Below are 15,997 nucleotides of genomic sequence, written 5' to 3' on the forward strand. Positions count from 1 at the left end.
GTTTTATAATTGTATTGGAATTCCTCTATAGAAATCATATATTTTTTGTTGCAAAACAGCCGTGTATTTTGCTTGCGTATACGACTGTACTGCCTGTACATATTGATTTCGCTGTTGTAATAAATCAAATGAATTTATACCGCCCAGCCGAAATTGTTCATTTACAATTCGGTAGGTTTCCGTCACGGCGCTCAATTGCTCTTTCGCCGCATTATAAGCCTGCAAGGCATTTGTAAAATTAAGATACGCCTGCTCCACCTCCTGCACTAAAACCAATTGGCTATTTTGCAGATTGAAATTAGCTTGTTTAAAACCAATATTAGCTTTTTCAAGATTGGTTTTATTGATTCGGTTTGAGAAAATTGGAATGGATAAATTAAGTCCAATACGTTGGTAAAAATTATTATCCAATTGGGTAAAATAGCTGGTTTTCGAGAAATTTGAATTGGAAATTACCGAAGTGTAACCCGTACCCAATGCACCATTTGCAGCAAGTGTTGGTTTAAAACCCGCTTTCGCTTTGGCAATATCCAAAGTAGCAATAGCAACTTCCAATTCTCCGATTTTTATTTCTGGGAAAATTTCAAAAGCAGTTTTTTGCACGCTCTGAAGTGAAGGAGCAACGGTAACAATTTCTATTGTTGTTGGTGTAAGAACATCAAATACCGTATCTGTTGGCAATTGCAATATTTGTTTTAAGGTTAGGATATTTTGTCTGATGGTATTTTGTGTTTGCACCAATAAGTATTTATCGCCAGCCAATTGTGCTTGTAACTGCAGCAAATTATTTTTTGGAATACTGCCGGCATCGTAAAATTGCTGCCCTTGTTTTACCTTCGCTTCTGATGTGGCAAAAAGATCAGAAAGATAGGTTAGGTTTTCTTTTGCCAATAAAATAGCTAAATAACTCTGCGTAATTAAAAGCGTAATTGCATTCTGGGACTGCTGCACCGAAAGTCCTGCGGATTGTCGTAGCAAATCTCTTTGCTTAATATTGTTTTTAATGTAATTAGCATTCCAAAGCACAATCGACGAATTAAACGAATAGTTTCCGCTGCTGGTTAATTGGTTTTCCAAATTTCCATTAGCAGAAGTTTCAATCTTACTATTATTGAATTGCTGGCTGGCTGAACCAAAAAGATTAGGAAATTGGCTCCCTATAGCCGTGTACAAATCTTGGGTAGAAGTTTGTTCCTTAAGCAATAATGTATTTATTTCAATATTATGCTCCATCGCATATTTGAAACACTCTTCGATACTCCATTTCCTATTAGAATCTGAAATTTGGGCATGAACAGGATTAAAAATTACAACCATTAAAAGACAAAATAAATATAATATCAAATATTTCATTTGAAAGATATTTAGCTATTATGGCAAAACAGATCTTCTATTCTACAAAATCAATATAATGCTGAAAAACAAATAGTTATAAAAAATTATTTATTGTTTATCCTACTAAATTACACTCAAATTTAAGATTTTGTTTCCGAAATATAGGTATATATCTTTAAAATTATTGTTTCAATTCCAATTTATTATTACCGAAAAAATATTAAGTTATTCTTTTGAAATAAAATGACAAATGGTTCAAAATATAGAAACTGATTCGTGACAAAATTTATTTAAGACTTTAGATTATTGTTAGATAACAGTTCCAACACGATTATACAATTAAATTATTTATCTTTATTTATCTTTATTTCTATATTCTGCTATGGAAAATCTCAATCATTTTTTCAAACTTGCAGCTGGGATTGGTTTATTCCTTTTCGCAATGTATCTACTGGAGGAATCCTTAAAAAATCTTTCAGGGCGGAGTTTCAAACTTTTTCTGCAACGCATTACCAAAAATAAATTGGGCGCTGTTGTCGGTGGTGTCATTATAACGGGTATTTTACAAAGTAGCTCTATGGTTACGCTGATGTTACTGGCTTTTGTAGGTGCAGGAATTTTCAGTATGCGAAATGCTATGGCAATTATCTTGGGCGCAAATCTGGGAACAACTGTGAATAGTTGGCTAATTACCAGTCTTGGTTTTAAAGTAGATATTGAAGTAATTGCTTATCCTGCAATATGTTTAGGAGGTATATTTCTTATCCTTTTTGGCAATCGCAAGTCAATGAAATACCTTGCCTATTTTCTTTTTGGTTTTGGTTTGCTATTCATTGGTCTTTCCTTTATGAAAACTGCAATGGAATCGCAGGTGCAGGATTTTGATTTTTCAAAATATGTCGAAATGCCTCAAGTTATTTTCATACTTATTGGTTTTCTCATTACTCTTATTGTACAATCTAGCTCCGTAACCATGGCCCTTACGCTCAGTGCGCTTCACGCCGGAGCAATCAGTTTTCCTATTGCGGCTATAATTGCACTAGGTTCAGAAACGGGTACAATTATCAAAATCGTATTGGGAGCGATTGGCGGCAATGCTTCAAAAAAACGAATCGTTCTTGGTAATTTATTTTTTAATATTTTCATTACAGCATTGGTTTTTCTATTTCTGAATCCAATTCTTTTTTTGATAACAGATGTTTTAAATATAAAAGATCCGTTAATTGGGTTGGCCACTTTTTCCAGTCTAATTAATTTTTTAGCCATCCTTATTTTCTTTCCAATACTCAATTCATTCACCAAGTTTCTAGAACTCTTTTTCAAAGATACTGATACTGCTACTGTGGCTTTTATAAGTCATGCTACAATCAAGGAACCAGAAACTGCTCTTGATTTACTCCGTATGGAAACAAAATATTTTATTCATAATTCAATGTTATTCAATCTGGAATTATTCAAGATTGACACCTTAATGCTTCGGGAAAATGTTAACTTTAAAACTATCAACGAAAAAAGAAATTTCTTTTCGAAAACCATAGAAGAAAAATATGGATTCATGAAACAATTACAAGGTGAGATTCAGTCGTTTTATTTAGACTTACGAACCAAATTAGAAGGAGAACAACAAGCGGAACTTAACCAACTCATTTCTGCAGTACGCAGTGCTATGCACTCAGTAAAAAGCGTGAAAGACATTGGCACAAATATTACAAACCTTAGAAATTCGTCAAAGGACATCAAGTACAATTTTTTTATTCACCATAAAAAAGAAACTGAAAACCTATATCTTGAATTGAATGCATTTCTTACCCAAGATAAAACAGCAAGTTTTGAAGAACTGCAACATCTATTTGATTCGATACAAAATAATTATAGTAGCGCTCTCAATACTTTTTACACCGAAGCCGTAAATGCACCTATTGAAAAAATTGACATAACGACCGTCATTAACTTTAACAGAGAATTATTTACCTCAAATAAAGCAATGCTAATGGCTATAAAAGAAATTTTATTGGAAGAAAAACAAGCGGAATATTTTAATGAGATTCCTGTTTACAAAACATAGAACTTGTTATGTTAACTCTCTTGAAATGCAATTATTAAGATGATTTTTAAGGATTAAATCCAAAGATTTTACAACTTTATATCTAAATTATATAAAGCATTTCTGATTTAAATTTTCATCTTTGTTTTTAATTCAATTTGGACTATAAATTGCTATTCTAGTCTAAATTGGCTAATTTTAGACCTAAAACAAGACCATTTGAAAAAATACTTACAAAAAAGTTTTAAAATTTTCCTATGGATAATAGGAACAATTCTACTATTGTTTCTATTATTAATTATTGTTATTCAATTCCCTTCCGTTCAAAATTATACTAAAGAAAAAGCGGTTACCTACCTTGAAGGAAAAATTCAAACCAAAGTTTCGATAGACAAATTAAAAATTGGTTTTCCTGAGAAAATAATTCTGGAAGGCGTTTATTTTCAGGATCAAAAAAAAGATACGCTTTTAGCGGGTAAAAAATTAGCAGTTGACATTAGTTTGTTACAATTGATAAATAATAAAGTCGAGATTAACTCCATGCAACTCGAAGGTATTACGACTCATTTAAATAGAAATTCTAATGGGGTTTTCAATTTTGATTATATCATCAAAGCTTTTGCTTCTCCTGAAAAACAAAAAGGAAATTCAAAACCGATGCAATTTTCTGTAGAAGAAATTGAATTGAACCAGATACAATTTAAATACATTGACGCCATTACAAAAAATAATATTGTTGCAAACCTAAATCATTTTGAAACAATAATAAAGACTTTTGATTTAGATCAAATGAACTTTGAAATTCCTAAAGCTAAAATCAAAGGATTAAAGTTTAAATTGAAACAAGGCTTGGTACAAGGCAAAGCAATTGCAGAAAAAAATACCTCTCAAACTGCCTTAAAATTAAAACTGGGTGAAATTGATTTATCTAAAATTGATATTGATTACCAAAGTGAGGAAACCAAGTTATCCACCACCTTTTATTTAAAAAAACTGTTAGCTAAAATTGATAAAATTGATTTCAATAATCAAATACTTTTAATCGACAGTATTGATTTGACTGGGGTTGAAGGTGCATTAGCTTTTGGAAAATTAGAAAAAGCAAAAAAAGAATCTGTTAATGCAGAACCTAGCAACTGGGAAGTAAAAGTAAACAAAACAGATTTTAAACGCGTGTATTTCCGTTATGACAATAATAATGTTGCAGCAGTACAAGAAGGTATCGATTACAACCATTTAAATCTTACTAAATTAAATTTACAAATTGACGCGCTGTATTACAATCCCGAAAACATTTCTGGAGATGCCAATTCTTTGACCCTTAAAGATAAAAGCGGTTTGAACATTCAATCGTTTAATGCGGAGTTTTTCTACGGTAAAAAAAATGCTTTTCTTAAAAAATTATATCTAAAAACACCTCAAACGGAGTTGAAAAATGAAATCCAGATAAGCTATCCCTCTATTGAATCTTTGGCAAAAAATCCTGGAGAACTAGGTCTTAAGGCCAATTTGAAGAAAAGTAAATTGGGTATTAAAGATATTTTACTTTTTGCTCCCACTTTAATAAACACGAATCCTTTTATGAGCAATCCTAATGCCATACTGCTAATAAATGGAGCTATTAAAGGAAAAATAAAGAATCTTGAGTTCCCGGATATTAAAATCAGCGGAATTGGAACAACTGAAGTTGCAGCCAGCGGAAGCATTACTGGTTTGCCTGATGTCAATAAAGCCTATTTTGATTTAAATATCAAAGACTTACAATCAGGTTCAAAAGATTTTAATGGCTTTTTACCTCCAGGAACTATTCCTAATTCGATTCAATTGCCTACAAAATTCAGTGCCATAGGAACTTTCAAAGGGACTATTGCTAATTTTAATACCAATATGAATGTGGTGAGTAATTTTGGCAAAGCAAAAATCAAAGGTTCATACGACCGCAGCATAAAAAATCAGGATAAATACGACGCCCAAATGGAGTTGGAAAATTTTGATTTAGGAAAATTCATTAAAAACGATTCTATTGGAAAAGTCACTTTAAAAGCCAACATAAAAGGAAATGGTTCCAATCTAAAAACTGCTACGGCTTCTTTCAATGGAATTATTCAAAAAGCCTATTACAATAAATATACGTATCAAAATTTAAGCGTAAAAGGAACTATTCGCAACGGAAGTTTCAACGCTACAGCTGTCGCAAAAGATCCAAATCTGACTTTTGATTTAGTCAGTAACGGAAGTTTTAGAGACAAATATCCAACTGGAAAATTAAAACTGAATGTTGATATCGCTGATTTGGAAAAACTAAATCTACATGCCGGCCCAATGAAAATAAGAGGCGTTTTAGATGCTGATATTCAGTCGGGTAATTTAGATTACCTCAACGGAAATATTAGCGCTCACAACATAAGTATCACTAATAAAAAAGAACAATTTGTAATTGATTCGATCAATGTAATAGCAACTTCAACTGCTGAAAAGAATACATTAGTATTGAAATCTTCGTTTTTGGATGGAGAAGTAAATGGAAAATACAAGTTGTCAAAAATAGCAACAGCTTTATCAAATTCTATTTCCAAGTATTATGATAGCAAACCTTATTCAAAAAAACTCGCTGTTGAAAAACAACAATTTGCTTTTAAAATTGGTGTAAAAGACAACCCTATTTTATTAAAATTAATCCCTGAATTGAAAAGTCTTGAACCCATAAACATCAGTGGAAGATACAATTCAGTTAACGATTCTATAATTCTGAATGGTACGATTCCAAAATTAATTTATGGAAAAAATACCGTTACAAATGCAGTTCTTAAAGTGGACACAAAAGACAATGCTCTTGTTTACAGTTTAATTGTAGACGACATTCTAAACAAACAAATTCAGTTGCCTTACACCAATATTTCAGGGAAAGTACAAGACAACATTGTGGATTATACATTACAATTAAAGGATTTAAAAGACAAAGAAAGATACTTAATTACCGGAACCCTAAAAGCAACAAACGGGAATAATGAAATGGTTCTTGATCCAAAGAATTTGCTGCTTAACTATGATTCCTGGAAAATAGCTCCAGACAATTTAATTCGTTTTGGAAAAAAAGGCATTTATGCTGATAATTTTGAGTTGAGCAAAGACGGAAACAGTATCAAAATACAATCACAATCAGAGGAAATGAATGCACCAATGGCAATTGATTTCAAAGATTTTGATATAAAAACCATTACAAGTATCGTCGAAAAAAACGATTTACAAATGAGTGGAAAAATCAACGGACACGCTCTTATTAAAAATGTAAATACAGCACCTCTTTTTACTTCAGATTTAAATATTGAAAATTTTACTTTCAAAAAAGACACTGTTGGGAACATTAGCATAAAAGTAAATAATGAAATTACCAATAGATATGATGCTATTATTTCGATTACTGGCCAAGGAAATCAAGTCAATTTAGATGGGAATTATAGAACAGCTGACAGCAGTTTTGATATGAATCTGGCAATTGAAAAACTAAACTTGAAAAGTATTCAGGGTTTTACATTGGATAATATCAAAGAAAGTACCGGCTTTTTTACTGGAAATTTCAAAATTACAGGTACTACAAAGCAGCCCAAAGTTATTGGAGAATTACAATTTAATGAAATTGGTTTCAAAGCGACGCAACTCAATTCTAAATTCAAGTCGGCAAATGATAAAATCGTATTTACAAGCGATGTTATTCTTTTCGATAACTTTATTATAAAAGATGAAAAAGACAATGATTTAACTATTAATGGAAAAATAGACAGTGCCAATTTCAGCAATTTTGGTTTTGATTTAAACTTAGATGCAGATAATTTCAAAGCCATCAATTCTAAAGCCAAAGACAATGATTTGTATTATGGCGAATTATACTTAGACAATCATTTAAAAATAACAGGCAATTTTGATAATCCTGTTGTGGAAGGAAACATCAAAATTAATAAAGACACTAAATTCACTATTGTTTTACCACAATCAGATCCATCAATAGCCGATAGAGAAGGAATTGTAGAATTTATTGACCAAGACCAACCACAATTAATTGAGACTATTGTTACCAATGAATTGAATAGCCAATCGGATATAAAAGGAATCAATGCTTCGGTAAATATTGAAATTGATAAAGAAGCTGAATTGTCTCTGGTTATTGACAAAGCCAACGGAGATTTCCTGAAATTAAAAGGAGAAGCACAATTGAATGGTGGAATTGATCCTTCCGGAAAAACAACTTTGACCGGAAGATATGAATTATCCGAAGGGAGTTATGAAATGAGTTTTAGTTCCATCAAAAGAAAATTTGATATCAAAAAAGGAAGTTATATTCTATGGACCGGAGAACCAACAACGGCTGATATTAATATTACAGCGATTTATAAAACAGAAGCTGCTCCAATAGATTTAGTCAATGATCAGCTAGGAACTGTTACCGCAGGAGTTAGAAATACGTACAAACAAAAAATCCCTTTTGAAACTGAATTAAAAATGACTGGTGAATTGATGAAACCTACCATTGCATTTAATATCGTTCTACCAGAAGGAAATAATAGCGTTTCAACTGAAATAATTAATACAACACAAGCCAAACTGACCCAATTGCGTCAGCAACCGGATGAATTGAATAAACAGGTTTTTGCCCTACTCTTACTGAATCGTTTCATTGGAGAAAATCCTTTTGCAAGTGAAGCCGGTGGAACGAATGTATCGTCTTTGGCCAGAGAAAGTGCCAGCAAAATCTTATCGCAACAGCTTAATAATCTAGCGGGTAATTTAATCAATGGTGTGGAACTTAGTTTTGATTTGAATGCATCCGATGATTATACAACTGGGCAACGAGAAAACAAAACCGACTTGAATGTAGGGATCTCTAAGAAACTGCTCAACGACCGATTGAAAGTTACTGTTGGAAGTAGTTTTGGAATTGAAGGTCCACAACAAGTCAATCAAAATGCAAATAACATAGCCGGTGATGTTTCTTTGGATTACCAACTTTCAAAAGATGGAAGGTATAAAATACGAGCCTATCGAATAAACAAATACCAAGTAGCGCTTCAAGGTGAAGTCGTAGAAACTGGAATTGCTTTTGTAATCACTTTGGACTATAATAAATTCAAGGAATTATTTCGCAAAAGTGAAGCTAAAAAAGCAGTTAAGAAAACAAAAAAAGAATCAAAAAATAAATCAAATGAATAAGCCCCATTTCCTATATATTCTTTTTTTAGCATTGTTTGCTACATCTTGCAGCAATACGAGATTTTTACCCGAAGGAGAATTACTGTACACTGGCGCAAAAATAAGAATAGAAGGAAACGATACATCCAATAAAGAAAATAAAGCATTAAAAACTGCCTTAAAAAATATCGTTAGACCCAAACCAAATTCTTCAATTCTGGGATTACGACCTAAATTGTATGTTTATAATATTGTGGGAACACCAAAAAAAGAAAAAGGATTGCGTTATTGGTTGAAAACTAAAGTAGGAGAACCACCTGTTTTATACAGCAAGGTAGATTTAGAATATAATAAAAGTGTTTTACAGAACTTTGTTGAAAACAACGGCTATTTCAACGCACATACTTCAGCAGATTCAACCCGACATGGTAAAAAAGCAACCGCAGAATATCGTGTAAAACCAAGAAAACAATACAAAATTCGAGAAGTAAAATTCCCAACAGATTCCTCAGCCATTTCCACTGCAGTTCGTAAAACCAGCAAAAGAAGTTTATTAAAAAAAGACCAAGCGTATAGTCTTGATGTTATAAAAGAGGAACGAATTCGTATCGATACAAGGCTAAAAGAAAAAGGCTTTTATTACTTTAATCCAGATTATCTTAAAGTACAGGTGGATAGCACTGTTGCTGATCATCAAGTTGATTTGATTGTCAAAGTAAAAGAGGAAGCCCCAAAACTGGCTGAAACACCATACAAAATCAATAAAATTATCGTTTATCCAAATTTTTCTATTGGCTCTGATAGTTTAAGCATTGAATCTGATTCGGTAGTAAAGTATAATGATTTTACTATTATTGATCAAGAAAATTTATTCAAGCCCCGAATTTTTGACCGTGCTTTGTATTTTAAAAAAGGAGACTTATACAATCGTACCAATCATAATTTATCTTTGAACAGATTAGTAAATTTAGGTACTTTCAAATTTGTTAAAAATCAATTTAAAACTTCAGACACTTTAGGTAATTATCTGGATGCCTATTATTACCTCACTCCTTTGCCTAAAAAATCACTCCGTTTAGAAGTATTGGCAAAAACTAATTCAGCTAATTATACCGGTACCGAATTGAATTTGAACTGGAGTAATCGAAATACTTTTAGAGGAGCTGAATTACTTACCATTTCTGCATTTGGTGGCGTTGAAGTACAAGTTTCAGGGCAAAACAATGGCTTTAATGTATACCGTTTTGGAACCGAAGCTAATCTAGTGTGGCCGAGATTTATTTCCCCTTTCAAACTAAAATCTTCAAGTGGTTTTGTGCCAAAAACAAAAGCTACGATAGGATATGAATTCCAAAACAGAACCAAATTATATTCCTTACAAACATTCAAAGGTTCGTTTGGTTATTTATGGAAAGCAAACGAAAGAACAGAACATCTATTAAATATTACAGAAATTACGTATGCCAGTCCACAAAATGTAACTCCTCTGTATCAAGAACAAATTGTGGCCAATCCTTCTTTGGGAAAAGTAATTGAGAAACAATTAATTTTTGGTCCAACTTACTCTTTTACGTACACTAATACATTAGAAAAAAGAAGAAAAAATACCTTTTACTACAAAGGAACTATTGATCTTGCGGGAAACATTGCGGGATTAGCTACTGGAGCAAACAGTAAAAAAGGAGATACCATTAAAGTGTTTGGTGTTCCATTTAGTCAATTTATAAAAATTGAAAATGAATTTAGACATTATTTAAAATTGGGTCAAGATTCACAACTTGCCAGTAGAATAATCGTAGGAGCAGGATTTGCTTATGGAAATTCTAAAGAAATGCCATTTATCAAACAGTTTTTTATTGGTGGAACCAATAGTTTAAGAGCATTTCGCGCCCGTTCTATAGGTCCGGGAAGTTATGATGGTTCTGCTACCGCGAGTTCTTTTTTAGCAGATCAATCAGGCGATTTAAAACTGGAATTTAATACGGAATATAGAGCCAAGATTTATGGCTTGGTGAAAGGGGCATTATTCTTAGATGCCGGGAACATTTGGCTCATGAACAATAATCCTGAAAAACCTGGTGCTCAATTTTCTAAAAAATTCTTGAATGAATTAGCCGTTGGAGCTGGTGCTGGATTGCGTTTTGATTTCTCTTTTCTTATTCTTAGAACAGACTTTGCCTTCCCTATTAGAAAAGCTTATTTACCGGATGGACAACGATGGGTTTTAGATCAAATCAATTTTGGAAATAGCTCATGGCGAAAAGAAAATTTAGTTTTCAATTTAGCTATTGGTTATCCATTTTAGCTCTAATAGAATTGATTTTATAAAATATTGAAACAACTTTTTATTGAAATTAAATTGCATGGTTGTACTTTTACTACACACTAAAATAAGCGGTTAGAAAATGAATGCCCGAAAAAAATCATCAACTAAGTTAGTGCGTTTTTGGAAACTTCTTGGTCCCGGATTAATAACTGGTGCCAGTGATGATGATCCATCCGGTATTGCCACTTATTCCCAAGCAGGAGCTGCATTTGGACTTTCAACATTATGGACTGCATTAATTGCATTCCCGCTTATGGCCTCTATCCAACAAATGTGTGCCAGGATTGGTTTAGTTACTTCGCAAGGCTTAACAGGAACACTTAAAAAAAACTATCCAAGACCTGTTTTGTATCTAATGTTATTATTTAGTTTCCCTGCAATTGTTATGAATATTGGTGCCGATATTGCAGGAATGGGAGCTGTGGGTAATTTATTATTTCCCGCTATTGATGCCACTTTTTTTAGTGTAGTTTTTACTATTATTTTGCTAATACTGATTGTCTATTTACCTTATCAAAAAATTGCCGCAACACTCAAATACCTATGTATTGTTCTTTTGGTATATTTAATAGTTCCCTTTTTATACAAACAAGATATAACCGAAATACTTCAGGCAACTTTTATCCCTACTATACAATTCAATAAAGAATACATTGGGATTCTTGTGGGAATCCTTGGAACAACTATTTCACCTTATTTATTCTTTTGGCAAGCTTCTATGGAAGTGGAAGAAATGAAACACAAGAAAAATCATTTGATGGTGAATAAAAAAATAATTAATGATATGAAGGAAGATGTTGATTTTGGTATGTCTTTTTCAGGCTTAGTTATGTTTTTTATTATTCTTACTACCGGTACCGTTTTATTTAAAAGTGGCATCCATCAAATTGACACTGTGGAACAAGCTGCATTAGCTTTGAAACCATTAGCAGGCAATTCAGCCTACCTCCTTTTTGCAATTGGAGTTATTGGAACTGGTCTTTTGGCTATTCCCGTTTTAAGTGGTTCCCTTTCTTATATTATCACCGAAACATTTGGTTGGGAACAAGGGTTAGATAAAAAGTTTCATGAAGCCAAAGCATTTTATATTGTCATTGCTATATCACTTATATTGGGTTTATCTTTGAATTACATCGGTATTTCACCAATTAAAGCCCTAATTTATACTGCCATTCTTTATGGTTTGACAGCACCAGTATTAATTGCAATTATTCTTCACATTTCAAACAACAAAAAAGTAATGGGAGAATTCACAAATAGCAAAACAGCTAATATTCTTGGGGTCTCGGCATTCGTTATTATGACAATTGCAGCAGTGACTTTAATTTACCTGCAAATATTGGGATAATTCAAACAAAAAAACTCTGAAAAGCAGTATTGCTTCATCAGAGTTTATAGGAATTGAATCGTCTGTATTTTATTTCATTTCTTCCATTTTAGCGCCACATTTTGGGCATTTACCAGATGTTTTACTTTTAATATGACAAGAGGAACAAATGTATACTTTTTTAGATTGCCCTTTCTCTCCATATTTTGTAATTTGTTTTCCACATTTGATGCATTTACCATCTTTCATCATGGTTTTTTCTTTGCACATTGGGCAATAGCCTTTAGTCATATTTTTAGATTCAACTAAATCCATTCCACACTTAGGGCATTTCCCAGGGTGATCTTGTAAAACATCGGAGTGCATGGGACAAGTATACATTTTTTCATGCATTCTCGTATGCATTCCATCATGCATTTTTCCATCCATCATTTCATGCATATCCCCTTTTTTACTTACAGTATCTTGGGCAAATCCTATAGAAGTAAATGCAACAGTTAATAGTATTAATAAAAAAAAATTCATTTTGTCAGCGTTTTAAATTAATTAAATATTTTTTAGTTTCATTCTAATCCAACTTATATAATAAAAAAATTGATCTTAAACTCGTAATATCCTACTCAAAATAAAAGCCTATTATCCTATACCATTTTCTCTATCAAAGTTATAAATTTTATTTGAAATATAATCTTTATTCATTTAAAAATGAACAATCTAAAAAAAAACTGAATTAATTAAAGTGAGTAAAATGTTTTTCATTCTTGTAAACTAAACACAATAAAGTAGGCAATACAATCAAAAGTAAAGGCATCGCAATTATAAATCCACCAATCACGGCAATGGCAAGCGGTTGATGCAATTCTGACCCCGTTCCAATTCCTATTGCAAGTGGAAACAAAGCTATAATTGCTCCAAGCGCGGTCATTAATTTGGGACGCAATCGAGTGGAAATTGAATAAATTATGGATTCATTTACATTTCGGGTCAATTTGAATGTTTCCCTAAATTGCAGAAAAGTAAAAATAGCATTCTCACTAATAATTCCAACAATCATAATAATTCCTGTATAACTCCCTACGTTTAAAGGTGTTTGCGTTATAAAAAGTAAGAGATAGCTTCCTGCAATTCCCAATACTGAAATTAAAAGGATAACCAATGCTATTCTAAAATCCCTAAATAAAAATAAAATAACACCAAAAACCAATAAAGAGGAAGCGATTAATATCATCAATAACTCCTTGAAGGATTGCTGCTGCTCTTTATAAGCACCCGCATACTCTATATAATAACCACTAGGTAAATGAATATTGCTTGTAACTTGTGTTTGAATATCCTTCATCACACTTCCTAAATCTCTATTATCCAATCTTCCGGTTACAACACTTATCATTTGAAGATTTTCACGTTCTATTTCAGCCACACCTTTTTGAGCTGAAATAGTAACTAAACTGGAAATAGGAATCGATTGTCCATTAGGCAAAAATAGCTGCAATTTTTTAATGTCTTCTAAGCTTCTTTTTTTTGAATTTTTATAGATTAATCGAATGGGAATTACACGTTCATTCTCTAATAAGTTGCCAATAACATTCCCTTCAAGCGCAGTCTGCAACTGAAATTGCAAGTCGGCCGGAGTGATTCCATACTGTGCTAACCGACTATAATTGGGCATAATATTTATAGATGGCCCAGCCAAAACAATACCATCAAATACATCAGCAGTACCTTTTACTTTTTCGACTATTGCATTTACTTTTTTGGCTATTTTTTGCAATTCTGCTTGATTATCCCCAAATATTTTTACTTCAATTGGCGAAACTGAACTCATTAAATCACCTAACATATCCCCTATTACCTGACCAAAATCAATACGTAATGCGGGCTGAGTCGCTTCTACTTTTTGTCTGATTTCATCAATAATATCATTGCTGGTTTTACTTCGGTCTTTTTTTAATTGAATCAAATAATCCCCACGATTGGGTTCCGTTATAAAAAATCCCATTTGCGTTCCTGTTCGGCGACTGTACGCTTCCACTTCAGGAATTTTTATAATTATTTTCTCTACTTCTTTGAGCATTCTGTCGGTTTCTTCAAGTGAAGTTCCTGGTGGACTTTCATAATCCAAAATGATACTGCCCTCATCCATTTCAGGTAAAAAACCGGTTTCTAAATTGGGCAAAATAATAAAAATAGAAAGCACCAGTATGATACAAAATGAAATACTAATTATTGGTTTTCCAATAAAATAAGCAACCCAAGTCTGAGTTTTCACATCATGGATTTCAATTTCTTTTTTCGTTTCCGAATTATTTTCTTTTTTGGAAAGCAATAAATAAACTACCGGAAGTAACAGCCAAGTCACAAAAAAGGAACAGACCAAAGTGATTATCATGGTGTCCGTTAACACTTTAAAATACGAACCCGCAACGCCACTCATTAAAACAAAAGGAATAAAAATCACAATCGTACTTATGGATGAACCCACCATTGCCGGAAATAAATAGTGAATCGCTTTTTGCAAAAGCGAAACAGTAGGCTCATCAGGATGTTCCTCGTGTGTTCTATGAATTTGTTCTACAACTACAATCGCATCATCAATTATTAATCCTAAAGCCGCCGCAATCGCGCCTAAAGTCATAATATTAAACGTTTGTCCGGTTAGGTACAAAACTATCAATGTTAATCCTAAAGTAACGGGAATAATAATCAAAATAGTGGCGCTGGCTTTCACCGATTTCAAAAATAAAACAGCTACAATTATGGCTAACAAAAGCCCTATTAACAAACTATCCGTTACACTTTTTACAGCATCATTTACAAAACTGGCCTGCTCATAAAATGGAGTTATTTTTATGTTTTTTGGAAGGATTTTTTTTAATGATTCCAGTTTATCATGCATCGCCTCTGATAGTGCAATCAAATTTGAATTGGGTTGTTTGAGAACGGCAATAAGAATACTCTCTTTACCATTCGCATTTACTTTTATGTATTCTTTAGCTTCCCGAATTTCAACAGCAGCAATATCTTTTAAGGTTACAATTCCTTTTCCGTTATTCCGAATAACCAAATTTTCCAGTTCGTCCTTTTTATCAACCTGGGCATCCGTAATCGTGAGATATAAATAGCGATAATCCGATAAATACCCATTGGATTTAATAAAATTAGTTTGGCTTAATACTTGTGTGATAGCATCTGGCGTAATTCCCAATGCGGTCATTTTAGTAAAATCAAGTGACAACCAATATTCTTTTTCTTTTCCGCCAATAATCCTAATCTCGGAAACACCATCAATTTGAGAAAGGAACGGTTTTATGGTATAATTAGCTATTTTTTTGAGTTCAATAGGCGAAATTCCTTTTGCTTCTATAGCATATCCAATCACCGGAAGAATGGAAGGATTCATTTTCTCGACAGAAATTTGAGTATCAGGCGGAAGATTATTTTTTATCTGGTTGATTTGCTCTTCTATTCTGGTTTTGCTCAAATCGATATCCGATTTCCAATCCATGAATGCCGAAATCTCGCAACTTCCTCTGCTGGTTGTACTTCTGACCGTTTTTAAATCCTGCACTTTTTTAATGGCATTTTCCAAAGGTTTTGTAACCGTAATCATCATTTTATCGATGGGCTGTTGTCCGGCATCAGCGATGATTTTTATTTTTGGGAAAGTAATCTCCGGAAATAAACTGGTTTGCATTTTAGAATACGCAAAAAAACCTCCCAGAATAATTAGAAAAATTATGGCACTCAGTCCGTTTTTATGTTTGACAAAAAAGTTATTCAT

Annotated in this window: 7 protein-coding genes; 4 read left to right on the forward strand and 3 right to left on the reverse strand. The window is 32.6% G+C overall.

What is annotated here, in order from left to right; genetic code table 11:
* Positions 1-3: 3 nt before the first annotated feature.
* On the reverse strand, positions 4-1,353 hold the full coding sequence (locus ACM55I_RS02785; protein ID WP_416845249.1) for a TolC family protein: 1,350 nt from the start codon (positions 1,351-1,353) through the stop codon (positions 4-6).
* A 364-nt stretch (positions 1,354-1,717) separates the two neighbouring features.
* Here ACM55I_RS02785 and ACM55I_RS02790 point away from each other — a divergent pair, with 364 nt between their 5' ends.
* From ACM55I_RS02790 to ACM55I_RS02805, 4 genes are all read left to right on the forward strand, one after another.
* Positions 1,718-3,400, forward strand: coding sequence for a Na/Pi cotransporter family protein (locus ACM55I_RS02790; RefSeq protein ID WP_416845250.1), 1,683 nt, complete (start codon positions 1,718-1,720; stop codon positions 3,398-3,400).
* A 198-nt stretch (positions 3,401-3,598) separates the two neighbouring features.
* Entirely contained in the window at positions 3,599-8,584 is a 4,986-nt protein-coding gene (locus ACM55I_RS02795; RefSeq protein ID WP_416845251.1) for a translocation/assembly module TamB domain-containing protein, read from the forward strand.
* Positions 8,577-10,868, forward strand: coding sequence for a translocation and assembly module lipoprotein TamL (tamL, locus tag ACM55I_RS02800; RefSeq protein WP_416845252.1), 2,292 nt, complete (start codon positions 8,577-8,579; stop codon positions 10,866-10,868). Before ACM55I_RS02795 ends, tamL begins: the two co-directional genes overlap by 8 nt.
* Before the next feature lie 100 nt (positions 10,869-10,968).
* The gene (locus tag ACM55I_RS02805; protein ID WP_416845253.1) at positions 10,969-12,237 is read left to right on the forward strand and encodes an NRAMP family divalent metal transporter; all 1,269 of its coding nucleotides are present in this window, start codon (positions 10,969-10,971) and stop codon (positions 12,235-12,237) included.
* A 69-nt stretch (positions 12,238-12,306) separates the two neighbouring features.
* Here ACM55I_RS02805 and ACM55I_RS02810 read toward each other — a convergent pair whose 3' ends face one another.
* Together ACM55I_RS02810 and ACM55I_RS02815 are read right to left on the reverse strand one after the other, a co-directional pair.
* Entirely contained in the window at positions 12,307-12,741 is a 435-nt protein-coding gene (locus ACM55I_RS02810) for a heavy metal-binding domain-containing protein (protein ID WP_416845254.1), read from the reverse strand.
* A gap of 205 nt (positions 12,742-12,946) precedes the next feature.
* Entirely contained in the window at positions 12,947-15,997 is a 3,051-nt protein-coding gene (locus tag ACM55I_RS02815) for an efflux RND transporter permease subunit (RefSeq protein WP_416845255.1), read from the reverse strand.

It is taken from the genome of Flavobacterium algoris, assembly GCF_048158525.1.
In the GTDB taxonomy this organism is placed as follows: domain Bacteria; phylum Bacteroidota; class Bacteroidia; order Flavobacteriales; family Flavobacteriaceae; genus Flavobacterium; species Flavobacterium algoris.

Coding starts and splice junctions, on each gene's coding strand:
- ACM55I_RS02785 (WP_416845249.1), bottom strand. CDS start 1,353: ATGAAATATTTGATATTATATTTATTTTGTCTTTTAATGGTTGTAATT.
- ACM55I_RS02790 (WP_416845250.1), top strand. CDS start 1,718: ATGGAAAATCTCAATCATTTTTTCAAACTTGCAGCTGGGATTGGTTTA.
- tamL (WP_416845252.1), top strand. CDS start 8,577: ATGAATAAGCCCCATTTCCTATATATTCTTTTTTTAGCATTGTTTGCT.
- ACM55I_RS02805 (WP_416845253.1), top strand. CDS start 10,969: ATGAATGCCCGAAAAAAATCATCAACTAAGTTAGTGCGTTTTTGGAAA.
- ACM55I_RS02810 (WP_416845254.1), bottom strand. CDS start 12,741: ATGAATTTTTTTTTATTAATACTATTAACTGTTGCATTTACTTCTATA.
- ACM55I_RS02815 (WP_416845255.1), bottom strand. CDS start 15,997: ATGAATAACTTTTTTGTCAAACATAAAAACGGACTGAGTGCCATAATT.